Here is a 22827-nt window from a genome sequence, read left to right on the forward strand (position 1 = left end):
GTCACCGCCACACTGTGTGCATGGTCGATCACCCCTCGGAAGTTCCGAGCCATCTCGTCATCAGGATCCAGCAGCAGGACGACCCGGTGGCCGAGGTCACCGAGGTGGACGCCTTCGCCTCCCATGCGACGTATTCGAAGATCGTGGTGCGCGGACCGCTGTTCGGGGTGGCGGAGCAACGGCGCGGGGAGCGGCCCCGGTGGCGGTTGCTGGCGGACCTGGACTCCTCCGGGTGTCCGCAGGTGGCGCGGGACACGCTCAACTCGTATCTCTGGTTCAAGGCCAAGGACGAGACCGAGGATCCGCGTGAGCGACGCGAACTGCTGGACGCCGTGGCCCGGCTCGAGAAGGAGCGGGTGGACGAGCTGAAGGTGGCCGGGACGCGCTACCGCATCGTCCGCGCCGACGAGTTCGTGAGGATCGGCGACGGCCGGCCGGAGCCGCCACGGCCCACGGACGTGGATTCCGTGGGTTGGGACCGCTCGGTGCGCAGCGAGTCGCGTACGAAGGGATTCGTGCTCGACCACGCCTCCGCGGTAGGGCTGTCGGAGGGTCTCGACCGGGCGACGCTGGTCAACTTCGCGTACTCCTCGGAGCGTTACCCCGCCGACGTGCGGGCCGACTCCCGGCGTGCCCTGCGCACGCATCCGGGAGTGGTGCTGCTGCCGGTGGCGTTCCGGGTGACGGAGAGAAGCGAGGACGGATGGTCGATGGTCTCCGCCCCGCTTCCGACGCCGCAGGACGCCCGGCGTTCTCTCGTGAACTACCTCCAGGAGTTCATGCCGATGCTGGAGGACATCGAAGAGAAGGAGGCCGCGGTGTACGCCCGGGCCGCCGAGCGCTTCAAGCAGCGGACCCGGCCCGACGAACTGGTGGTGCGCGGGCGGCGCTTCCACATCGCCCGGGTGGAGCGCATGGTGCGCATCGGGCCCGACGGCCCGGAGACGCCGCGCCCGTCGGACCTGAACGGCCAGGAGCCGATGCAGCTGCATCCGACGATGGACGAGTGGGGGACCATCACGTACGAGAGCGACGACGCCTGACCCAGGGCCGGTTCCGTCCCGGTCCCGGCTGTACGGCGGGGCCCGGCCCCGCTACTCCTCCGGCTGGGACAGGTGCGCCTTGGCGTCCTCGTACGTCGCCTCCGCGGCCGGCGCGGCCGGGCCGTAGAACAGGTTGAGCACGCCCGTCTCGAAGCTCTGCGAGGAGAGCAGCTTCAGCGGGATCGGCGCCTCGCCCTCGTCGAACAGGCGCATGCCCTTGCGGACGGCGACCGGGTGCACCAGCAGGTTCAGCTCGTCGAGCAGCCCCGCGGCCAGCAGCTGGCGGACCACGGACACCGAGCCGCTGATGCCGATGGGGGTGTCGCCGGGCTCGTTCTTCAGCGCGGTGACCGCGTCGAGCAGATCGCCCTTGTGCTGCTCCGAGTTCCGCCAGGTGAGATCGAGCTGCTGGTTCGACACGACGATCTTCCGCGCGTCGCCGAGGGCCTTGGCGAAGGGCGCGTCCTCGCCACCCGCGGCCTCGCGCTCGGGCCATGCGCCGGCGAAGCTGTCGTACGTCTTGCGGCCCAGGATCAAGGTGTCCGCGCCGCCGAGCGCGGCGTCGACGGCGGCGCCCATCTCGTCGTTGAAGTAGGGGAAGTGCCACTCGTGGGGCGCTTCCACAACGCCGTCGAGCGAGATGAACAGCTGAGCGACGATCTTCCTCATGTCGGCTCTCCAACCAAGTTGTGGGTTCGTAGGTTCTCGCCCTAGTAGACGACGGGAGCCGCCGGAACTCATCGGTGACGCGGCGCCGAATCGGTTCATGGTCGCCGGAGAGCGAGGCCCCGGCCGGCCCGGTGCCGACGGACCGCGCCCTCTCCGTCCGGTGCGACAACACCGGCTCGCCGGTCGCGCCCGAGCCTGCACGAGCTGCCGCCGGAGGGGTTCGCCATCCTCGACGGCACCCTGACCGCCACCGACCGCATCGCGGCGGACGAGCCGTACTACTCGATGAAGCACCGCCGTCACGGGATGAACGTGCAGGTCGTGGCCGCCGAGAAGTACGCCCAGTTCAACCGGGACCACGCCCGGCTGCGCGTGCCGGGCGGACGCGCCTTTGCGCGCCTCAAGCAATGGCGGATCCTCCGCAAAGCCCGCTGCAACACCAACCGCATCGGCCGCACGGTCGCAGCCGTCACCAGATGCCAATGAGCAAGGTGATTGCGGCGATCACCCATACGGAGGCAACTATGCGGAAAGCGATTACCCGGTAAGGCGGGGGCGTCTTCCCGTGAGCGTGAAAGTAGGCTCGATCGATAAACCTTCTGTGATTAAGCAAGAACAAAAGGCCAAGCGTGAGCATGAATGGGGCAAATATTAGCCTGACGACGATGTCGTCGCTAAATTTCGCTGCAAGATTCATTTTCATCCATTCGCTAGGCGGTAAATTGCTGTGCAGGCGGCTTGCCTCCTGCCCCGAGGGCTACGGGGAGGCTCCTTCCCGTGTTCGTCATTTGAGGCTTGCTTGAGCTTTCTGCGATTTACTGACGTCTGATTCGGGTAATCGAGTGATGTGCATCACTTCTGATTGTGATTCAGGGTCACGAAGGGCTAGTAATGGCGTGTGCACGCCACGTGATGCCGCGATGGGACACGTGGCCTGCCCCGGCTCCCTGACCAGGAGTCGTCTCGTAGCACTCATCGAAACGGGGGGCTCATGAGCCACGCCACGATACGCACCGCACTTCCTCTCCTTGCCGCCGGAGTCCTACTGCTTGCAGGGGCAGGGACCGGTGCCGCCGACACGGTCGAGGAACCGCGTCCTGCCGAGAGCGCCAAGATTGTCCTGGACGACGGACGTGTCGTGGGCGTCGGTGAAACGATCTCCTTCATGTTCGAGGGCGACGAGGAGTCCGAGGCCCTGCCCAGGCCGGGGGAGGGGGACGCGACCGTGATGGCATGCCCCGAGGTGAACAACAAACCGACGTACACCGTCAAGGGAACGCCGTACTTCATTCCCGACAAGGCCAAGCCGCAGTCGACGTGGCTGCTGCCCCGCCAGACCGTGGCGTGGACCGTGACCGGCAGCCACACCTTCACCTGGGACATCGGGGCCAGCGCCGAAGCTGAGGCAGGAGCCATCCTCGCCAAGGCCAAGGTCAGTGTCGACACCAAGATCAGCAACGCGTGGACGTGGACCGGAACCCAGACCGTCACCGACACGAACACCACCTCGAAGGGCTATCGAGCCGTGCTCGGCCAAGTCGGCTGGAAGCTCACGGGTGTCAAGACATGGATTGCTCGTCCCTGCAACGTCAAGAAGAAGACCATCGTCGTCCTGGCTCCCCGCAAGGGCGACATGTCGATCGGGCGGCAGAATTCATGAAGCGCGTCAGTGGACCCAACCGGAAGGCCGTTCTGAGTTTCTCGGCTGCCGCCCTGCTCCTCGCGGTGGCCTGCAGTCCGGAGGATGGGCCCAACTCGTCCGCTTCGGGTTCGAGCCCGGCGGGATCCGAGAAGCCTTCAACCGGTACGGGTACTCCCGTGGACGGTGGGGCAAAGGCCGTCCTGGACGGAAGCTTTGTCGGCAGGGAATCCCTCGGTGGCGGGTCAGGCCGATTGACGTCACACTTCGGCAATACCCACCCCGGTACCCCTGACGGCGTCCTGAGCGTGACATTCGCGTTCACATGTACAGGTGGCGCCGAGGTGGGACTGGAAGTCGCTGTCGGAGGCAAAGAGGTTCCGTCGGCAGCCGGTTCCCAGAAGTGCGACGGCTCCATCTTCCAGCGGAGCGTCGACGTGTCCTCAACTCGCCCTCTCAGCTTCGGCGCCATCCTCACCGGCTCCGAGGACGGCGGTTTTGCCTACGCCTATTACGCCGAGAAGAAGCAACTTCCGCCGGGCTCGTAATGCGTCCATGAGTCAGCAGGTCGTGAAAGCCGCCGGCTGCCTTCGCCCCGACGCCTTTCGCCCACGAGGACTCCCCGCGAGGCTTGTGCGGCCTCGGCGAGGTCGTCGGCTCCGGAGCTGCGGCAGCGGCCCGGAGCCAGTCGGTCGGGACCCCGGTAAACCGGTTGCTCACGAGGACCTCGTGGAGGGCAGAATTCCTGGCAGGTCGGCAACCCGGCCTGGGGGACGAACGCAGATCAGATGAGGCGGGAATGAGCTCGAAACTGTCGTTCGACGGCGACTGGCGCGCCACGGTGACGGACGATCCGCTTACCGTCACCCCCCGCTTCGCAGGCGGTTCCGTGAGCCTCGTGGCCTACGCGGACGTGAAGGAGCGTGAGCTGTTCGTCGCGGACACCTTTGGCAGCGAGCACTGGCTGTGGGACATGCCTGACGTCTTCCGGTTCGCTCCGGACAGCCGGAAGCTGGTCGGGGCCGAACTCCAGATGCCTTACGTTTCCGCTTACTCCGAGACTTCCGATCGCGTTCCCGTCATGCCAGCCGTACGCCAGGGCGGGCTCCGCGCGGACGAGGTCCGGGACTTCCGGCACGAGATGTGCACGGTGCTGTGCCGCGCTCCCGGGGACGCCGTGCTGACCTGTCTCCGCGATCTCGACGTCCTCGATGAGCCGTTGGAGGCCCGCGTCGGCATCGCCCCTGATGTGGCGCTCCTCGTCCAGCACGGTGCCGTCGTGGGCTGGAGCCTCACCGATCCGGCAAAGTACTTGACCACGGCGTACGCCGATCCGGACCCCACCCCGCCCTCCCCTGCCACTCGGCGGATGCTCACCGAGTGCCTGGACCTGATGAATACGTCGGTGGTCGACGACCTGGTGGACGGTGAGCCGGCCGCCGTGGCCCGTCTCCGGGCCGCCGACGCGACTCTGCGCGCCCAGCGCGAGGACCGACACCGGGCCGACGCCCTGCTCGAGCTGATCGCGACGTACGTGGAGGATTACGGCAGCTCGTGACGCCCGGCGGGGCAAGCTGTCGCGGGCCCGTCGCTGAGCGGGTCGGCCGTGCGACGGGTGCTACGTGTACCGGGGAAGGTCCGTGGTCGGAATCGTCCACTCGCCGATGGTGACGTCCTCGCCGTACACGAACTCCTTGCGGGTCGCGTAGCGAGGACCGCGAGGGGTGCTGTGGATGTCGCTGAGCACGGCCCCCGAGGCGGTACGCGGGTCGAAGAGGGCGTAGACGGGGATGCCGAGGAGTGGGTAGTCCCGCATCTTGCTCACCCAGTCGTTGTCCGGGTTCGAGCTGGAAACGACCTCGATCGCCGCGAAAAGGGTGCGGGGATCGAACGGTCCCTCGCCCTCCATGTCCGCTTCGGCGATCACCATCACGTCGGGGTGCCGCATGATGCCCTCCGGCACGTACTCGACATCCGGGGTGCCGGTGTGGGCCACCAGATCGTCCGGCAGGATCTTTTCGAGGCGCTTGCGCAGCCGCAGCACGGTGAGCTCGTGCGGTCTGGCGGGCGACGCCAGGTCGTGGACGATCCCTTCCTTGGTGATCTCGAACTTCCCGGGAAGGGCGTCGTCCATCGACGTCACGGAGCGCCGCATGGCCCGGTAGCGGTGGGCGTCGTGCGGAGGTGCCCCGGTCACGTCAGGCGGCCTGTGCGAGGGCGGCGGGTCTGCAGTCGCGGCATTCGCCCGGGGTCGGGGCGCGGAAGGCGCGGTCGCATTTGTCGCAGTTCTGGAGCGGGGCCCTGGGTGGTGGGGGCGGGGCCAGGGCCGGGAGCGGTGGGGGCAGGAGTGCGGTGAGGCGGTGGGCGAGCAGCGCGGCTGGCTGCTTCACGAGATCGGGCAGCCCCGTAGTGAGCGCCTGGCGTACGGCCTCCGGGGTGGCCTCGCGCTCCAGCCAGGCCGCGACGGCCGGGGCCAGGCGGCGGACGTCCCGTTCGCCGAGGATCAGCCGGGGCTCGTCGCGGCGCAGGCCGGCGAGCAGGTCCGTGGCCACGCGGTGGCGTTCCAGGTCGGGGGCCTCGGGCTGCGGCAGCGGCGGGCGTGCGGGTGCGGGCGGAGGTGCGGGGGCCGGTTCCGGTTCCGGTACGGGCTCGGGCTCCGGCGCGGGCTCCGGCGCAGGCTCCGGTTCCCGTACAGGAGGAGGGCACGCGGCGGCCGCCGCCTCCGGATGGTTGTACGAGATCGTGCGCGTCACGAGTTTGCCCCCGGGCAGGCGCTCCAGCCTGCGCGCCAGGTAGCTGTGCTCCTCCAGCTCGCGCAGCGCCGCCGCGATCCTGGCCTCGCTCTCCGGGAAGCGGTCGGCGAGCACCTTGATGCCGACCTTCGCCCCCTCGGGCAGCGACTGGATGTGCACGGCCAGCCCGATCGCGGTGAGCGACAACTGCCCGTGCTGGGCGAGATGGTTGCCGACGATCGTGAAGCGCGTGGTGTGGATCGAGTTCACATGGATCACGCCGAAGACCGTGGCGCGGCCGGGAACACGGGACGAGGCGCGCGAGGGCGCGCTAATCTGCTGGGTGTCCATCGGGAAGCCCTAACTTCCTCGGTGGTCAGGCCCTCGATCGGGATTCGCAGTCCCGGCCGGGGGCCGTCGCATGTCTGGTGTTGTCGCGGCGAGCATATGCCCGCCAACCCGCCCGAAATCCAGTCCGATTGGTCAATGTCACCCGCGCGAGTGACAGCACCGGGGTCGGGTGGGGTGGGTGGTTTTACCCGTTTCTTTCAAGCGTTCTTTAGAGCTTTTGCATCGTGCGGACCCGCGTCGCGGACAACCGGGTCGCGTGTCTCCGCGACCCGGTCCCACCAGTCACGAAACAAGATCCAGCTCCGCCCAGACGGTCTTCCGGGGTACGGACCCGAGCGCCACGCCCCACCGGTCCGCCAGCGCCTCGACGATCAACAGCCCGCGCCCGGACTCGGAGTCGGCGGCATGAGCGGAGGCGCGGGGGAGGCGGTCGCCACGGGTGTCGCTGACCGCGATCCGTAGCCGCTTGCCGCCGTCCTCGACGGCGAGTTCCAGCCGGAAGTCCCTGCCCGGCACACGCCCGTGCACCGCCGCGTTGGTCGCCAGCTCGGCGACGATCTGCGCGGCCGACTCGGACGGCAGGCCCCAGGAGCCCAGTTGGGCCGTGGTCAGCAGCCGCGCCAGCCGGGCTCCCCGGCGGGTGGGGGAGAGCAGCACGGTGAACTGGCGAGCAGGAGCGGAAGGTTCGGTTCGAGTGATTTCCTGATTCACGTGACTCAGCGTGGCCGGTTCGTGCTTACGCTGAACAGAGCGACGCGTGTACGGACCGTGACCGTCCCGGCGGTGTACGGCCCTGTCCAACCGGTACGGCGTCGTCCAAGTCGCGGTACAAGTACGGGCGGAGGCGGGTTTCGTATGACGGAGGGTGCTGAGGGCACGGAGGAACCGGACCGGGAGCTCGACGTGGACGACGACGACTCGGGCGCGGTCATCGCGGCGGTCGGCCGGCAGGTCCGCCTCTGGCGCGAGGCGGCGGGCATGAGGGCGGCGGAGCTGGGCGCGGCGATCGGCTACGGCGAGAACCAGGTCTACAAGGTGGAGGCGGGCAAGCGCATCCCGAAGCCCGAGTTCCTGGACCGGGCGGACGAAGTCCTGGGCGCGGGCGGCAAGCTGGCCGCGATGAAGAAGGACGTCGCGGAGGCGCGATACCCGAAGAAGGTCCGCGACCTGGCGAAGCTGGAGGCGGACGCGGTCGAGATGGGTGCGTACGTCAACACCGGCATTCAGGGCTTGTTGCAGACCGAGGAGTACGCGCGAGCACTGTTCGAGCAACGCCAGCCCGCGTACACGCCGGAGCGCGTGGAGCAACTGGTCGCCGCTCGCATCGGGCGGCAGGCGGTCCTTGAGCGACGCCCTGCCCCGCTGCTGACTTTCGTCCAGGAGGAGGCGACTCTCCGGAGGCTGGTTGGAGGCAGAATGGTCCTGCGGCGCCAGCTCGAACACCTGCTGGAAATGGGGAGCTTGGGTTGGGTGGCGATTCAGGTCATGCCGACTGAGAACGGTGAACACGCAGGGCTGGCTGGCTCGTTGCGCGTCTTGAAGCTCAAGGACGGCACAGCGGTGGGGCACGATGAAGTACAGCTCACCAGTCGGCTGGTCTCCGATCCCAAGGAGGTCCAGATCCTTGAGATGCGGTACGGCATGATCCGGGCGCAAGCCCTGACGCCACGCCAGTCGCTGGCCTTCATCGAGAAACTGCGGGGAGAGACATGATCCTCAAGCCCTCCAACGGAGGCGGTCCCACGCTCGCGTGGTTCAAGAGCAGCTACAGCACCAACGACGGCCCGGACTGCGTCGAAGCCGCCGTCGCCCCCGGCGCGATACACGTCCGGGACTCCAAGAACGTGCCCGGTCCCGAGCTCGGCTTCACGCCCTCCGCGTGGACGGACTTCGTGACGTACGCGTCCGGCAACTGACCCGCGTACGCGCGCCCCGTAAGCAGACGGGGCGCGCGTACGCGTGGGCGAGGTGTCAGCGGCCCGCCTGCAGCGCGGTCCAGGTGCCGGCGCCGACGATGCCGTCCACCACCAGGCCACGGCTGCTCTGGTAGGAGCGGACCGCGGAGTCGGTGCCCGGGCCGAAGCTGCCGTCGATGGTGACGGTCTTGCCGAGCGCGGCTGTCAGGGCGCGTTGCAGTCGCTTGACGGCCTCACCCGTGCTGCTCTGGCGGAGGGTCGGCCGGTCACCGGCAGAGAGCAGCGCGGTCCAGGTCTTCGGGCCCACCGTGCCGTCGGCGGCCAGCTTCCGTGACGTCTGGAAGGCCTTCACCGCGCTCAGCGTCGCCGGCCCGAACTGCCCGTCCACCGAGCCCGGGTCGAAGGACTGCGACTTCAGCAGCGTCTGCAGTGCCTTGACGTGGGGGCCGGTCGCGCCGCTGGTCAGCGTCGGGTAGGAGGTGAAGCTGATGCCGTCCACGCTGCCGGAGGTGCCGCCGACGAGCTGCATGTAGTAGGTCCAGTTCCAGTGCGGACCGGGGTCGGTGTGGTCGTTGTCGGGGAGTTCGTTGTGGCCGGTGACGTGCGCCCGGTCCTTGGGGATGCCGTAGGTGTCGCACAGGTGCTTGGTCAGGGCGGCCGAGGAGCGGTACATCGTGTCGGTGAACCAGCTCGGGTTGTCCACCCAGCCCTCGTGCTCGATGCCGAGGGAGGACGAGTTGGCGGAGCGGGCGTGCCAGGCGGTGTCGCGGTTGCGGACCATCTGGGTGATCTCGCCGTCCGAGGAGCGGATCACGTAGTGCGCGCTGACGTTCGAGGACGGGTTCTGGAACCAGCTGATCGCGCCGGCGTACGAGCCCTGGGTGACGTGGACGACGACCTTGTTGATCGAGGCGGAGCGCCCGGACGTGTAGTTGGTCGACGAGGCGGGCACCCACCGGGCCGGCCCGTAGTCGGTGCTCTGGATGGACAGCCCGGCCTTGGCGTACGCGCCCTTGTCGGGGTTGACGGACTGTCCGAGGACGACGACCTCCTCTGTGCCGCGGGGGCCGCCCGGCCGGGCGAGCAGACCGTCCGCGAGGAAGCCGTAGACGCTGTCCGCGTACAGGGCGGCGGCCTGCTTGCCGGCGCCGCTGTAGCGGGCGACGGCCGCGTACCAGGCGCCCGGGTCGCGGCGCTCGGCGGCGTTCAGCCCGAGGTCGTCGGCGTAGGAGCGCAGGACGGCGGCGGCGCCGTGGATGTTGGCGGCAGTGTCGGTACGCAACCGGGCGAGCGAGTGGCCGGTGAGCGCGGCTGCCTCGCGGAGGGTGCGGTTGCGGGGGTTGTCGGTGAGGTGCATGACGCCGAAGCCGTGCGCCTGGCTCGGGGCGCCGCCGTGGCCGTCGAGGTGGGTCTCGCTCCAGCCGAGGGCGACGAGCAGGTCGCGTGGCACGTCGTGGCGGGCGGCGGCCTCGGCGAAGGCGCGGCCCACGGGGCCCTGTTGGGCCTGGTCGGCGGTGGCGTGCGGTGCGGGGGAGGGGATCGCGGGTGAGGGGATCGCGGCGGCGGGCACCGAGGCGAGGGTCAGTCCGCAGAGGGCCGCAGCGACCAGGGTCGCCGTCGTGAGGCGTCGACGGGTTGCTGTCGTGCACAGGGACATGGGGGGCTCCTGAGAGTGGTGGGACAGCGGTCGCTCGTGCGCGCGGCAGGGGGAGGTGAGGTCTTCGCCGCAAGGGCAAAAGAGACATGGCCATGACAATGATGAGTTTCCAACTCACCCTGCAGCTACGCGCGTTGACAACTCAAGCACACCGACGCGTCCAGGTCAGGTGTCCGCAGGAACATGTCAGACCGAGCATTTCAGAACGACACGTGGTGCCGCCGCACGGCAACGGGCCCGTACCGCGCTTCGAGCGCGACACGGGCCCGTGGGCACCGCCGGTCACTTGCCCGTGACGGTGACCTTCTCGTCGTTCTGGATCTGCTGCACCAACTGCTGCACCTTCGCCTTGTCCCAGACGAGGTTGCCGCCGCGGCTGCCGGAGATCGGCATGTTCATCGACGTGCCGTCGCCGCTGCTGACGCCCTTCATCGCGAAGAACATCGACCCCAGGTCCCACAGGGACATGTCCTTGTCGACGACCAGGGTGTCGAGCCCCGCGCCCAGCGTCGGGTACAACTTGAACGGGTTGAGGATCGTGCCCGGGGTCGCGGCCTGGTTGGCCAGCGTCGAGAGGAACTTCTGCTGGTTCTTCGTCCGGTCCAGGTCGCTGCCCGCGAACGCGTAACGGGTCCGGACGAAGGCGAGGGCCTGCTCGCCGTCGAGGGTCTGCTTCCCTGCCTTGAAGTCGGCGCCGGAATTCTTGTCCTTGAAGCCCTTCTCGATGTCCATCTCGACACCGCCGAGCGCGTCCACGATGTTCGCGAAGCCGGCGAAGCCGATCTCCGCGTAATGGTCGATGCGCAGACCGGTGTTGTGCTCGACCGTGCGCACGAGCAGCTCCGGGCCGTCCTCCGCGTAGGCCGCGTTGAGCTTGACCCGGCGGCCTGTGCCCGGGAACGTCTTGCCGGACTCCGAGCCGACGAACGTCGGTATCTCGACGTCCGAGTCACGAGGGAGCGACACCATCGTGTTCCCGCTGCCGCACGCGGCGAGGATCATCATGGAGTCGGTGCGCTTGCCTTCGGCCGAGCCGGTGCGGAGGCGCTTCTTGTCCTCGGCCGACAGGCCCTCACGGCTGTCCGAGCCGACGATCAGGTACGTGGTGCAGTCGCCCTCGGCCGGACGCTCGATGACCTTGGAGAGGTCGACCTCGCGCCGCACCTTGGAGTCGGCCCAGAAGTACGTGCCGATGGTCGTGGCGAGCACCGCCACGAGGACGACGATCGAGCCGACCTTGAACCGGCGCCGCCAGTCGGGCGCCGGGCCCGGCTGCCCGTAGGGGGCGCCGCCCTGCGGCGGGATGTTGCCGCGGCCGCCGCCGTAGACCTGGCCGGTGTTGTAACCGGGCTCCGCGTAGCCGCCCTGGCCCTGGTCGTAACCGCGCTGCTGCGGGGGCACACCGTGCGGGGGCGCGGCAGGTCGCTGGACGTGGCGCATGACGCGCGCGCTCTCCGGCTGTGCGCCGGCGCTGCCGCGTCCGTAGCCGCGTGCGTCGCCGTTGCCGCCGTTGGCGGACCATCCCTCGGGCCAGTCATTCATGGCGAACAGTGTGCCGGTCGCGGTGCCCGCCCAGACAGGGCGGGTGGCGATTCGGACCAGGGCTGTAGCGAAGCTGATGCATTTCCGGCCAGGCATAAGGTGGACGGCATGACAGATCAGGCCCCGCGCCCGGAGGATGAAATTCCGGGCAAGCCCACTTCGGCGTCCCGTACCACCCTGAGCCACATCATGACCGGCAGTGACACGAATCTCCTCGGCACCGTGCACGGCGGCGTGATCATGAAACTGGTGGACGACGCCGCCGGAGCGGTCGCCGGCCGGCACTCGGGCGGGCCCGCGGTCACCGCCTCGATGGACGAGATGGTGTTCCTCGAGCCGGTCAGGGTGGGTGACCTGGTCCATGTGAAGGCACAGGTCAACTGGACGGGCCGGTCGTCGATGGAGGTCGGCGTACGGGTCCTGGCCGAGCGCTGGAACGAGTCGACGCCGGCGACGCAGGTCGGCAGCGCGTACCTCGTCTTCGCGGCCGTGGACGCGGACGGCAAGCCCCGTCCCGTGCCGCCGGTGATGCCGGAGACGGAACGGGACCGGCGGCGCTACCAGGAGGCGCAGATCCGGCGCACGCACCGGCTGGCCAGGCGGCGGGCGATCCGGGAGCTGCGGGAGAAGCGCGCGGCCGACGGCATGGAGGACTGAGCGCCGCCCGGGGCCCCGGCCCCCGACTCCGATCCCGGCCCGGGGCCACGGGCGTACGAACCGGTCGCCGCGGCCGGCCCGGCGTTACGGGCAGACGACCTGGTCGCCCGTCACCGCGCCGAACTCCCCGCGGTGCGTCTCCCGGGCCCGCACCGCCGCAACGCCCTTGTAGTCCGCGCCCGCCATCACCTTCAGCGTGGCGCCCTGGCCCTTCACCGGGCGCAGCTCCGCGCCCGGCAGCGCGGCCTGGAGCGACTTCGCTGAGCGGTCCCAGCGTGGGTCGTACGTCACATAGGTCTTCTTCACCTGGCCGCTGCCGCCGTTCCGCGGGGCGCGGGTCGTGTCGAAGCCCATGCCGTGGAGCGCCTTGTCGACCTCGTCGCCGAGGCCCGTGACGTGCGTCCCGTTGTAGACCTGCACCCGGATCTGCTTCGGGGCGACGTCGACGGCGGTGGCCTTGGGGCGCTTCGGGCGGTGCGGTGCCAGCGGCTTGTCGTGGCGCAGCAGGTCGAAGAGCTTCTCCGACTTGGCGTCGTCCCACTTCACGGTGGAGCCGATGCCCTTGACGCGGAAGTCGACGTCGCCGACGGGCACGGACGTGAACTCGGAAGAGGCCGGGGAGAAGTTCCGCATGGCCCTGCCGAGGGCGAGCATCTCGCGGGTGCCGAAACCCTTGTCGGCGCGGACCGCGCCCAGCACGGTCGAGGTGACCTTCCGGAACTTCACCGGGTTGAGCAGCACACCGCCGCTGGTCGCCCGGTCGACGAGCGCCGCCAGGAAACGCTGCTGGCGCTGCATCCGCCCCAGGTCGGCCGCGCCGTCGACATGGCGCGAGCGCACATACTGCAGCGCCTGGCCGCCGTCCAGCCGGTGGGTGCCGACCGGCAGGTCCAGGCCGGTGTGCGAGTCCTTCATGGGCCGCGCGGTGCAGACCTCCACACCGCCGACCACGTCCACCGTCTTCATGAAGCTGGTGAAGTCCACCTCCAGATAGTGGTGGATCTTCACCTTGGTCATGCTCTCGACCGTCCGCACGGTCAGGGCCGGACCGCCCTCCGCGTAGGCGGCGTTCAGTTTCACCGGGTGCGGCTCGTGGTGCTTGCCGGTGGTGGTGTCGGTGTGCGCGGGGATCTCCGCGTAGCTGTCGCGGGGGAGACTGACGACGCTGGCCCGCTCCCGGTCCTGCGAGACGTGCACCAGCATGACCGTGTCGGTGCAGTTGCAGGGCGCGCCGCCGAGCCGGTACTTCTTCCGCTCCGCCGCGGTGATCTTGTCGCGACCGTCGGTGCCGACGATCAGGATGTTCGTGCCGCGGCCGCCCTCCGGGCGGTTCTTCATGTCGCGGAACGGGTCGACCCGGTCGATCCCGGTGTCGAGACCGGTGACGACGGCGTGCCCGATGCCGCCGACGCCCAGTACCAGCACCGAGAGAGATGTCACGATCCGCATGCCCCAGCGGCGCGGCCGCGCGGGGCGCCCGTCCCGGCGTCCCGGCCGTCCGCCACCGCCGCCCGCCCGCCGAGCCGCCGGCCCTGCCGTCCGACGTGCGGCAGGCCGCCCGTTGCCGCCGCGCTGCGGGGCCGGACGGGGGCGGGGACGCGGACGGGGCGGTGGGGGCAAGAGGACACCTCCGCGGACGACAGGGGATTCACCGCACCGTAGGCCCATACGATCTGCGGCACCGGCCGCCGCGCCTGGGCGTCCCCCGTTCGCGGTAACGTGGCGGGCGATGAACGCCACGCCCGCTGTCTCCGTGATCATGCCGGTCCTCAACGAGGAGCGGCATCTGCGCAACTCCGTCCGCCACATCCTCGAGCAGGAGTACGACGGAGAGATGGAGGTGGTGATCGCCCTCGGACCGTCCACGGACCGCACCGACGAGATCGCCGCCGAGCTCGTACGGGAGGACTCCCGGGTCCACACCGTGCCGAACCCGACCGGCCGCACCCCCGCCGCGCTGAACGCCGCGATCAACGCCTCGCGCCACCCCGTCGTGGTGCGCGTCGACGGGCACGGGATGCTCTCGCCGAACTACATCGCGACCGCGGTCCGGCTGCTGGCGGAGACCGGCGCGCAGAACGTCGGCGGCATCATGCACGCCGAGGGCGAGAACGCCTGGGAGGACGCGGTCGCCGCCGCGATGACCTCCAAGATCGGCGTCGGCAACGCGGCGTTCCACACCGGCGGCCGGGCCGGCCCGGCGGAGACCGTCTACCTCGGGGTGTTCCGCCGCGAGGCGCTGGAGCAGCAGGGCGGGTACAACGAGGAGTTCATCCGCGCCCAGGACTGGGAGCTGAACTTCCGCATCCGCGAGGCCGGCGGGCTGATCTGGTTCTCGCCGGAGCTGAAGGTCCAGTACCGGCCGCGGCCGTCCGTGCGGGCGCTCGCCAAGCAGTACAAGGACTACGGCCGCTGGCGCCACGTCGTCGCCCGCTACCACCAGGGCTCGATCAACCTGCGCTACCTGGCCCCGCCGACCGCCGTGTGCGCCATCGCCGCGGGCGTCGTCGCCGGTGTCGCGCTGACCCCGTGGGCGTTCGTCGTCCCCGGCGGCTACCTCGCGGCGATCACCGCGGGCTCGCTCCCGGCGGGCAAGGGCCTCTCGCTGAAGGCCCGCCTCCAGATCCCGGTGGCACTGGCGACGATGCACATGTCGTGGGGGTACGGCTTCCTCACGAGCCCGCGCTCGCTGGCGAAGAAGGTCATCGCCAGCAGGCGCCCCTCGGTCAAGACCGCGGCCTGACGCTCGTACGGACAGCTCGTAGGCACATCGCGCAGGCACATCGCGCAGGCACATCTCGTACGGCCATGAGGAAGGGCCCGGTCATGGCGACCGGGCCCTTCCTCATGGCCCTGCTACCAGGTGAAGCCGTCCTGGACCGGCATGCACTCGTCTTCCTTGTCGCCCCGGAGGACGTTCGCGGTGTCCGGGGTCTTGTTGTCCGGCTCGGCGGACGACTTCGGATAGGTGTCGCCCTCCCGCCAGTCCGCGCCGACGATCAGCTGGATGCCCGTGGCGTCCGTGGACCTCTTCACCGAACTCTGCGGAATCCCCAGCGCCTTGGCGACCGCCTGCGCGTCGCCCTCCAGTTCGGCGTTGGAGTACAGCACGACCGTCGTCTTCTGCGGGTCGAGCGTCGTGTCGGGCTTGGCCAGGCCGAAGCCCTTGTCGGTCAGCAGGCCCGTGACGGCCGTCGCGCGGCCCTGTTCGGCGAACTGCCCGTCCCCGCCCGTGCCGTTGCGCACCATGACCGGGATCTCCCCGGAGGCGGCGGCCGGGTCCTTGGACACGGCGGGCTTGGCCGGGGGCTTCTTCGGCGCCTTGCCGTCCAGCGGGATGTCCTCGCGGACCATACGGAACAGCTGCTCGGCGTCGCCGGGCATGGGCTCGACCTTGCCCTCGAGACCGGGACGCGTGCTGTACCTGTTCGGCATGGTGGTCATCGTGATGCGGGCGGTCGGCACGCTCTTGAGCTGCGTGCCCAGGTCGTAGAGGTCCTTGACCGTGTCGATGCCCTTGTCGACGGTGAGCGAGTCGATGGCGGCCTCGGCGAGCTTGCGCAGCTTGTTCGGATCGGTGAGCTTGGTGTTCTTGCGCAGCTCACGGATCATCGAGTTCATGTACATGTGCTGGCCGTGCGCGCGGGCCAGGTCGGTGCCGTCGTCGAATCCGTAGCGGGTCCGGAGCCACTGCAGGGCCTGCTCGCCCTGGATGTAGGTCGTGCCCTTCTCCAGCTTCAGACCGGAGCCCTTGCCGTCCTGGGTGCGGGAGTGGACGTTCTGCTCGACGCAGACCGGCACGCCGCCGATCGCGTCGGCCATCGACACCACACCGGCGAAGTCGATCATCATGAAGTGGTCGATCGTGATACCGGTGAGCTCGTACCAGGTGGCGACCGTGCATCCCGGCCCTCCGCGGCCCAGTGACTCATTGGTGAGCGCGAGTTCGGAGGAGGGGTACGTCTCCTCGGGTGCGTCCGGGTCGGTGCACTCCGGGATCTTCACGAGCGTGTCCCGGGGCATGCTGATGACCGAGACGTTGCTGCGGTCCGCCGAGAGGTGCACCAGCATCTGGACGTCGGCGAGCGGCGGTGCGTCGAACGTCTCCTTGGCGCCGCCGAGCTTCTGGTTCGCCTTGGAGTCCCGGGCGTCGGAGCCGATCAGCAGGATGTTCAGCGGTGTCTGACCGGCGGCGTTCGCCTTGTGGTCGGGCATCGCGTTGCCGAGCGTGAGGTCGTCCTTCTGGAGCTTGCTGTTCAGGTACTCGTAGTAGAGGTATCCCGCCCCGGCCGTGCCGAGCACCACCACAGACACCGTGATCGCGATGCCGCGGAGTATCCGGCGTTTGCCGCGCTTCGCGCGTCGCCGGGAACCGCCGCGCCGGTGACCGCCGCCGCTGCCGTCCGCGGCCGGCGCGCCGTGCGGGACCCGTTCGTCGTCCGGAGCCGTACGGCTCCTGGGGACACGACCGGCCCCCTCGCCGTACTGTCCACCGTCGTCCCGGTCGATACCGCCGGGCTCCGCCGCGTGTTCCCGGGTCCCCTCCCCACGCACGCTGTTCCGTCCCACCCCTGGTTCCCCCCGTATTCAGGCCCGCGCCATGAGCCGTCCTTGCGACGTCACTTGGCGCAGATCTTCTTGTCGGCTTCCACTCGCGTCACGTCGTCCGGCAGCTTCGCCGAACCCGTGATGGGCACCCCTGCGCCCTTGAAGTCGGGTCCGATCGTCAGTGTCATCGCCGCCAGGCCCTCCGCGTCCACGGTGCCTTGCTTGAGCGCGGCGGCCGGCAGACCCATCAGGTCCGCGAGCTTGCGGGCCTGGTCGGCCTGGTTGGGCGCGTACTCCAGCGTCGTCCTGGGGACGTCCGCCGTCGCGTTGCCCTTGTTCGCGGACTTCAGCACGCCCTCGGTGTTCTGCAGCCAGTCGAGCGTCTTCTGCGCGGCGCCCGTCGGGCCGCCGCCGTTGAAGACGTCGACGCGGACGTCGGACGACTCGGCCCTGGTGCCCTTGAGGAGGGCGTTCTGCTTGTTCTTGGCCTCCTTCTTCTGCTGCTCGACCTCGGTGAGGGAGACGTCCTCGCGGACCATCGTGAAGAGCTGCTCGGCCTTGGCCTCGTTGAGGACGACCGTGACCGGCCGGGGCTCGTTCGGGTTGTCGACGACCGGCACGGTGGCGAAGGTCAGGTTCTTCATGTCGAACTTGCCCAGCTCCAGGCCGAGGTCGCGGAGCTTGAAGACATCGTCGATCTTCGAGTCGACGGTCAGCGCCTCGGTGCCGGCCTCCGCCAGCTTGAACAGCTTCGACGGACTCGTGAGCGTGTCGTTCGACTTCAGCTTGCGCATCAGCGAACTGAGGAACTGCTGCTGGATCTTGATGCGGTCGAGGTCGCCACCGAAGCCGACCGTGTGGCGGGTGCGGACGAACGCGAGTGCCTCCTCGCCGTCGAGTGTGTGCTCACCTGCCTCCAGATCGAGTTTGGACTGCTTGTCCTTTATGTCCTTGGCCAGGCAAATCGGCACGCCGCCGACCGCCGAGGTCAGTGTCTTGACCGCGTTGAAGTCGGCGACCATGAAGTGGTCCGGCTTGATGCCGGTTATGTCGGTGATGGTCCGCATGGTGCAGCTCGGTGTACGGCCCGACTGGCCGAGGCTGCTGTTGAAGCGCACGTCCCGCTCGCCCGGGATGACCTTGGTGCTGCCGTCGTCCTGGGTGGTCGGACAGTCGGGGATGTCGGTGATCAGGTCACGCGGGATGCTCAGCGCCGTCGCGTTGGTGCGGTCCTTGGACACATGCAGCAGCAAGGTTGTGTCCGCGTGACCGGGGCTGTTCTTGTCGCCGTAGCCCTCGTTGCCGGCGCCGGTCCGCTTGTCCGTGCCGATCAGCAGGATGTTGATCGCCCGGTCCTTGCTGAAGCCGCCGGTGCCGGCGCCGTCGTCCGAGACGGAGTCGATGTTCGAGTTCAGATGCTCAAGGTAGAGGTAGCCGGCGGTCGCGGTACCGACCGTCACCAGCGCGAGGACGCCGCCCGTCCACAGCAGCACCTTCTTCTTGCGCGACTTGGCCTGCTTGCGCTTGCGCCGGCCCGCCTGCTGCTGCGCCGCCCGGCCGCCGGACGCGTCACCGGCGCGGCGGCCGCGCTGGCCGGGGACCTCGGTGGCCGGAGGGGCAGTACGGCGCCGGCCACCGGTTCCGGTCGTCGCCTGCTGCGCGGCCACGCGACCGCCGTCGGTCGCCGCGGCTCCGCGGGGGCCCGCGCCTCTGGACCGGGTGCCTCTGGCCGAGGGGATCGACTGCGGTGCGGATTGGTCCAGTCGCAGTTCGTAGTTGCCGGTCTGCGGGTTCAGTACCCACTGGTCGGCGGGGTCGATCTCGTCCGCCTGCCCACGGCTTTGCGCATCCACGGTTGCTTGAGTCCTCCGTCGGTGCCACGCGAGGCGCCTCCCCCGGCAGGCGCTCGGTCCTTCGATCCAGCAGTGCGCGACACAGGGTCGGAAGCACCGGATCGCGTCACACTATCCGCCCAGTTCAGCGTCGAGCGACGCCCGTGACAAATTCCACGCTCCTTACAACCGGGCAATCCGCCCATTCCGTCGATACTCTGCGCTTCGGTTTGGCCATCGCTTTACTCGCACATCTCTTCGGCGGCGTTGGTGCCGGGGAAAGTGGGTGTCGGGCTCGGCCCAGTGGTCCCCTGTGCATCCGGCTCCCCGCTGGCCTCGGCGCCGTCCCGCTCGCCGGTCGGCGTGACGGTGACGGGCTCGTCCTCGCGCAGACTCTCGAAAAGCTGGCCGGCTTCGGGCTGGACAAGTTCGTCCCGATTCGGGTCTGCGGAATGAGGCTGCCGGGGAACGGTGAGAAATTGGACTTTTTCCGTCGGAATGCTGCGAATCGATCGAGTCAGGTTATAAAGGTCCCTGAGTGAGTCCAGACCCGGGTCGGTGGTGATCGACTTGGTCGCCGCTTCGAGCACCGGATACAGCCGCGTCGGATTGAGCAGCACGCCGTTGCTCTGCACCTTCTTGACCAGCGCGCCCAGGAACTGCTGCTGGCGCTCCATCCGCGCGGTGTCACTGCCGTTGCCCAGCGTCTTGCGCGCCCGGACGAAGCCGAGCGCCTGCTCGCCGTGGAGCGTCTGCGGACCCGCCGGCAGCTTCAGCCGCGCGTCCTTGTCGTCGATCGGCTCCGTCAGGCACACCTCGACGCCGTCGACGGCGTTCACCATGTCCTTGAAGCCCCGGAAGTCGATCACCATGTGGTGGTCGATACGGATGCCGGTGAACTTCTCGACGGTACGGATCGTGCAGGCCGCCCCGCCGAACTGGAACGCCCAGTTGAACTGCGCGACCCGCTCCTTCGTACGGTCGCCGTCGCCGCCGTCCCCCTTGCCGCAGCTCGGGATCGTGACCACCAGGTCGCGCGGGATCGACATGGCCGTGGCGCTCTTACGGTCGGCCGCGATGTGCAACAGGATCGTGGTGTCGGAACGCTGGCTCCCGCCGCCGTTCTCGTCACTGCCGTACTTGCTGTTGCCCTCACCGGCGCGGGTGTCCGAGCCGAGGAGCAGGATGTTCTGCGCGCCGGTGACGACGGGGGTGGGGCGCTCCTTCTCGTACATCCTGAGCTCGGTGGCGGCGGTGGTGTCGGTGGTGATGTTGGCGTCGAGCTTCCGGTAGAACCACCAGCCGGCGCCGGCGGCGGCGAGCAGCACGAGCGACAGCCCGAGCGCGGCCCACCGCATCCAGTACCGCGGCCGCCTCCCGGCCCCGCCACCGTGCCCGCTGACACCGCCGGGGCCGTTGTCGCCGGGGCCGTCTCCGCCGCCGCGACCCGTGTCGTCGTCGGGACCGCCTGCGCCGTCGGGACCGCCTGCGCCGGCAGGCCCGTCCGCGTCAGGGCCGCCGTCGGCCGGGTCTTCGTCACGGGGGCCGTCGTCATCGTCCCGGCCGGCGTCGGCGGACGCGTCCGACAGGTCCGCCGGCGCGGGGCGGACGGCCTCGTCCACGGGAGCGGACCCGGCACCCGCGGTGTCACCGGTGCCGGCCGCGCCCGGCTCTACGGGGCGGGCGTTCTCGTCCCTGGCAGTGGACTCCGCGGCAGCGGACCCGGTGCCGGCCTTGTCCGTCACGTGTGCGTCCATCCTTCATGGCGTCGGCGGCGCGCTGGGCCGCCGATCGCTGGTCTAGACGGCTGAGCCCGGCGCTTGGTTGTGCGTTGAAGCACGCTCGTCGCCGATCATCCACCGCACACGGCCGCCAGAAGGGGAGGGCTCGACCCGGTTGTGGGCCACACGAGTGCAGGTCCGAGGCTTGTCATACCGCAGTGTCGGTGACCCGCTCGCTCTCGACCCGCTTCGCCAGCCCGTCCTCGGACAGCTCGCCCAGATTCCGGCACAGGACCACGGAGCCCCCGGACGCCAACGGCGCGAACAGCCCGGCCGACAACCCGTCCCAGGAGTCGTACGACTTCCCCGACAGCAGCCGCGACCCCGGCCCGAGACCGAGCCGGTCAGCGTCCGCCCGCGCCCGCTCCACCAGTTCGGCGCCGGTCAACTCCAGGTCACCGACGACCAGCGCGGGCTCGTCCGGATCGACCGGCGCGTACGGGGCGAACCGGTCACCCTGGCCCGGGACTTCGACCGCGTAGTCGGCGTAACCGGCCGGCGGGGTCGGGAAGCGGCGGCCCATCGGCGCCAGCGACAGGGCGATCCGCTCGCCGCCGCAGGCGAGCCCCGCGTCGAACTGCCCGGGCCCGGCCACCACGACGTCCGCGCGCGCCGCGTCACCGCCGACGTCCGCGACCACCCCCACGGAAGAACAGGCCAGCAGCCAGACGGCGCTCTGCCAGTGCGCCGGCGCCAGCAGCGCGAGCCGGTCGCCCGGTCCGGCGGCGAGGTCGCCCTGGAGCAGATTCGCCGTCTTCGCCACCCAATTGGCGAAGGTGGCGACGGACAATTCGACGCGCTCACCGGTGGCATCGTCGTAGAAGGTGACCAAGGGGCGCGCGGGGTCCGCGGCGAGCGCGGATCGCAGCAGGTCGGCAGGGGTACGGTTGCTGGCGTTCATCCGGGCAAGCGTACGCGGCCGCCCGCGGCGGGGACGGCCGCTCGGGTGACGGTGTGCTCCCATCGGGTCGACGGGGCGTCAGCTTTTCGGAGGTTTCCCGGCGAGCGCGGCGCGCCGAGCCGACCCAGGATCTTTCCCATGCGTGGATACCTGGCTTCTTCCGTCGGAGTGGCGTGCGCGACCGCGCTCGTCATTCCGTTTCCGCTCGCTTCCGGCGCGCTCGCCGCGCCCCGGTCGGCCGCCGTCGTCGCACAGGCCCCGGACGTGCCCGGTTCGACCCAGTCCCTGCCGCTGGAGCCCCTCGGCCCGGCCCCCTCGGAACGCTCCTACGGCACCACCGGTCAAGGACATCGTGAACAGGGCCTCCCCGAACAGGACGTCGACCCCTTCTCTCTCGTCGGCGTGGTCTGGGAGGACGCGCTCACCGAACTCGAGGGCATCGTCGAAGTACGCGCCCGCTCCATCGGCTCCGGCACTTGGTCCGACTGGCAGCACGTCGAGACCCACAACTCGGAGCACGCGGCCGACCCGGGCACGGCCGAGAGCGAGTCCCGTACGGTGCGCGGCTCCACCGCCCCGCTGTGGGTGGGCCCGTCGGACGGCGTGGAGGTGCGCGTACGTGCGGCCGACGGCAGTTCGAGCGAACTGCCCGAAGGGCTGCGCCTCGAACTCGTCGATCCCGGCGACGACCCGGCGGGCGTCGGGCAGTCGACCGGCACGACGCCGACCGGGGCCGCGGGCCCCGACCCGGCCGTCCAGATCCCCCACCCGGCCGTCGAGAACCCGCAGACCCCCGGTGATGGCCGCGGTCCGCTCGGGGGCATCCTGATCCCCACCCTCAACCAGGCCGGCAGGGAGGCCGCGGCGGCCGCCGACCTGCTCGCGGGCGACCTGGCGGCCGGCGCCAAGCCGTACATCGGACCGAGGCCCGGCATCGTCACCCGCAAGGGGTGGGGCGCCGACGAATCGTGGCGCGAGAAGAAGTTCGTCTATACGAGTTCGGTGAAGGCCGCGTTCGTTCACCACAGCGCCACCGGCAACAACTACACCTGCGCGCAGGCCCCTTCCATCATCCGCAGTATCTACCGCTACCACGTCAAGAGCAGCGGCTGGCGCGACATCGGCTACAACTTCGTCGTCGACAAATGCGGAAACATTTACGAAGGCCGGGCAGGAGGCGTGGCCAAGCCCGTGCTCGGTGCGCACACCCTGGGTTTCAACACGAACAGCACCGGTATCGCCGTACTCGGCACGTACAGTTCCACCAATCCGCCGCAGGCAGCCGTGACCGCCGTGGCCAAGCTGGCCGCGTGGAAGCTGGGGCTGCACGGGATCAACCCGAAGGGCAAGGTGACGCTCACCTCGGCCGGCAGCGGCAAGTACGCCAAGGGCGTGAAGGTCAAGCTCAACGCCATCTCCGGACACCGCGACGGATTCTTCACGGACTGCCCGGGAAACCGTCTCTACGGCAAGCTCGGATCTGCCAGAACGGCTTCGGCCAAGCTTCAGGGCCGCTGACCGGGGACGGGGCCGGGCGCCATCCGCGCGAATCGTAAACT

20 protein-coding genes and 1 pseudogene are annotated in these 22827 nt (G+C 69.6%); 10 read left to right on the forward strand and 11 right to left on the reverse strand.

Going from position 1 to position 22827, the window contains the following annotated elements:
• The first annotated feature begins 20 nt into the window (after positions 1-20).
• Positions 21-1043 (forward strand): DUF5954 family protein, encoded by a 1023-nt coding sequence (locus ACWD01_RS28790; RefSeq protein ID WP_451165714.1) that lies wholly within the window; start codon positions 21-23, stop codon positions 1041-1043.
• 51 nt (positions 1044-1094) lie between these two features.
• On the opposite strand, the gene ACWD01_RS28795 is transcribed toward ACWD01_RS28790, so the two are convergent.
• Complete coding sequence (locus ACWD01_RS28795; RefSeq protein ID WP_451165716.1) at positions 1095-1712, reverse strand: dihydrofolate reductase family protein; 618 nt, start codon at positions 1710-1712, stop codon at positions 1095-1097.
• Positions 1713-1901: 189 nt separating this feature from the next.
• Here ACWD01_RS28795 and ACWD01_RS28800 point away from each other — a divergent pair.
• The 4 genes and pseudogenes from ACWD01_RS28800 to ACWD01_RS28815 form a co-directional block, all read left to right on the forward strand.
• Positions 1902-2198: pseudogene (locus tag ACWD01_RS28800) on the forward strand (hypothetical protein); the annotation flags it as partial.
• A gap of 505 nt (positions 2199-2703) precedes the next feature.
• On the forward strand, positions 2704-3372 hold the full coding sequence (locus ACWD01_RS28805) for a hypothetical protein (RefSeq protein WP_451165718.1): 669 nt from the start codon (positions 2704-2706) through the stop codon (positions 3370-3372).
• 323 nt (positions 3373-3695) lie between these two features.
• Positions 3696-3899: a hypothetical protein gene (locus ACWD01_RS28810; RefSeq protein WP_451165719.1), complete on the forward strand. Its 204-nt coding sequence runs from the start codon at positions 3696-3698 to the stop codon at positions 3897-3899.
• Positions 3900-4150: 251 nt separating this feature from the next.
• Positions 4151-4909 carry a hypothetical protein gene (locus ACWD01_RS28815; RefSeq protein ID WP_451165721.1) on the forward strand — a complete coding sequence of 253 codons (759 nt, stop codon included), beginning with the start codon at positions 4151-4153 and terminating at the stop codon, positions 4907-4909.
• A 60-nt stretch (positions 4910-4969) separates the two neighbouring features.
• Here ACWD01_RS28815 and ACWD01_RS28820 read toward each other — a convergent pair whose 3' ends face one another.
• From ACWD01_RS28820 to ACWD01_RS28830, 3 genes are all read right to left on the reverse strand, one after another.
• A complete protein-coding gene (locus ACWD01_RS28820; protein ID WP_451165793.1) occupies positions 4970-5506 on the reverse strand; it encodes a Uma2 family endonuclease in 537 nt (178 codons plus the stop codon).
• 43 nt (positions 5507-5549) lie between these two features.
• Entirely contained in the window at positions 5550-6434 is an 885-nt protein-coding gene (locus tag ACWD01_RS28825; protein WP_451165723.1) for a helix-turn-helix domain-containing protein, read from the reverse strand.
• Positions 6435-6716: 282 nt separating this feature from the next.
• Complete coding sequence (locus ACWD01_RS28830; RefSeq protein WP_451165725.1) at positions 6717-7145, reverse strand: ATP-binding protein; 429 nt, start codon at positions 7143-7145, stop codon at positions 6717-6719.
• A gap of 144 nt (positions 7146-7289) precedes the next feature.
• Between ACWD01_RS28830 and ACWD01_RS28835 the strand changes: the two genes are divergently transcribed.
• Entirely contained in the window at positions 7290-8147 is an 858-nt protein-coding gene (locus ACWD01_RS28835; RefSeq protein ID WP_451165726.1) for a helix-turn-helix domain-containing protein, read from the forward strand.
• A complete protein-coding gene (locus tag ACWD01_RS28840) occupies positions 8144-8350 on the forward strand; it encodes a DUF397 domain-containing protein (RefSeq protein ID WP_451165728.1) in 207 nt (68 codons plus the stop codon). The genes ACWD01_RS28835 and ACWD01_RS28840 overlap by 4 nt, the downstream gene beginning before the upstream one ends.
• Positions 8351-8405: 55 nt before the next feature.
• Here ACWD01_RS28840 and ACWD01_RS28845 read toward each other — a convergent pair whose 3' ends face one another.
• Both ACWD01_RS28845 and ACWD01_RS28850 read right to left on the reverse strand, forming a co-directional pair.
• Positions 8406-10007 carry a peptidoglycan recognition protein family protein gene (locus tag ACWD01_RS28845; protein WP_451165730.1) on the reverse strand — a complete coding sequence of 534 codons (1602 nt, stop codon included), beginning with the start codon at positions 10005-10007 and terminating at the stop codon, positions 8406-8408.
• A gap of 282 nt (positions 10008-10289) precedes the next feature.
• Positions 10290-11549 carry an LCP family protein gene (locus ACWD01_RS28850; RefSeq protein WP_451165732.1) on the reverse strand — a complete coding sequence of 420 codons (1260 nt, stop codon included), beginning with the start codon at positions 11547-11549 and terminating at the stop codon, positions 10290-10292.
• A gap of 108 nt (positions 11550-11657) precedes the next feature.
• On the opposite strand from ACWD01_RS28850, the gene ACWD01_RS28855 reads away from it, so the two are divergent.
• Positions 11658-12206 carry an acyl-CoA thioesterase gene (locus tag ACWD01_RS28855; protein WP_451165734.1) on the forward strand — a complete coding sequence of 183 codons (549 nt, stop codon included), beginning with the start codon at positions 11658-11660 and terminating at the stop codon, positions 12204-12206.
• 84 nt (positions 12207-12290) lie between these two features.
• On the opposite strand, the gene ACWD01_RS28860 is transcribed toward ACWD01_RS28855, so the two are convergent.
• Positions 12291-13874, reverse strand: a complete 1584-nt coding sequence (locus tag ACWD01_RS28860) for an LCP family protein (protein ID WP_451165736.1) — start codon at positions 13872-13874, stop codon at positions 12291-12293.
• Between the two features lie 61 nt (positions 13875-13935).
• Here ACWD01_RS28860 and ACWD01_RS28865 point away from each other — a divergent pair, with 61 nt between their 5' ends.
• Complete coding sequence (locus ACWD01_RS28865) at positions 13936-14949, forward strand: glycosyltransferase family 2 protein (RefSeq protein ID WP_451165738.1); 1014 nt, start codon at positions 13936-13938, stop codon at positions 14947-14949.
• A gap of 113 nt (positions 14950-15062) precedes the next feature.
• Here ACWD01_RS28865 and ACWD01_RS28870 read toward each other — a convergent pair whose 3' ends face one another.
• From ACWD01_RS28870 to ACWD01_RS28885, 4 genes are all read right to left on the reverse strand, one after another.
• Complete coding sequence (locus ACWD01_RS28870) at positions 15063-16775, reverse strand: LCP family protein (RefSeq protein ID WP_451165740.1); 1713 nt, start codon at positions 16773-16775, stop codon at positions 15063-15065.
• Between the two features lie 50 nt (positions 16776-16825).
• The gene (locus ACWD01_RS28875) at positions 16826-18607 is read right to left on the reverse strand and encodes an LCP family glycopolymer transferase (protein ID WP_451165742.1); all 1782 of its coding nucleotides are present in this window, start codon (positions 18605-18607) and stop codon (positions 16826-16828) included.
• Between the two features lie 221 nt (positions 18608-18828).
• Entirely contained in the window at positions 18829-20343 is a 1515-nt protein-coding gene (locus tag ACWD01_RS28880; protein ID WP_451165743.1) for an LCP family protein, read from the reverse strand.
• Between the two features lie 172 nt (positions 20344-20515).
• Positions 20516-21268: a TIGR03089 family protein gene (locus ACWD01_RS28885; protein ID WP_451165745.1), complete on the reverse strand. Its 753-nt coding sequence runs from the start codon at positions 21266-21268 to the stop codon at positions 20516-20518.
• 138 nt (positions 21269-21406) lie between these two features.
• On the opposite strand from ACWD01_RS28885, the gene ACWD01_RS28890 reads away from it, so the two are divergent.
• Positions 21407-22786 carry a peptidoglycan recognition protein family protein gene (locus ACWD01_RS28890; RefSeq protein WP_451165747.1) on the forward strand — a complete coding sequence of 460 codons (1380 nt, stop codon included), beginning with the start codon at positions 21407-21409 and terminating at the stop codon, positions 22784-22786.
• Positions 22787-22827: the final 41 nt, after the last annotated feature.

It is taken from the genome of Streptomyces sp. NPDC002835 (assembly GCF_053591995.1).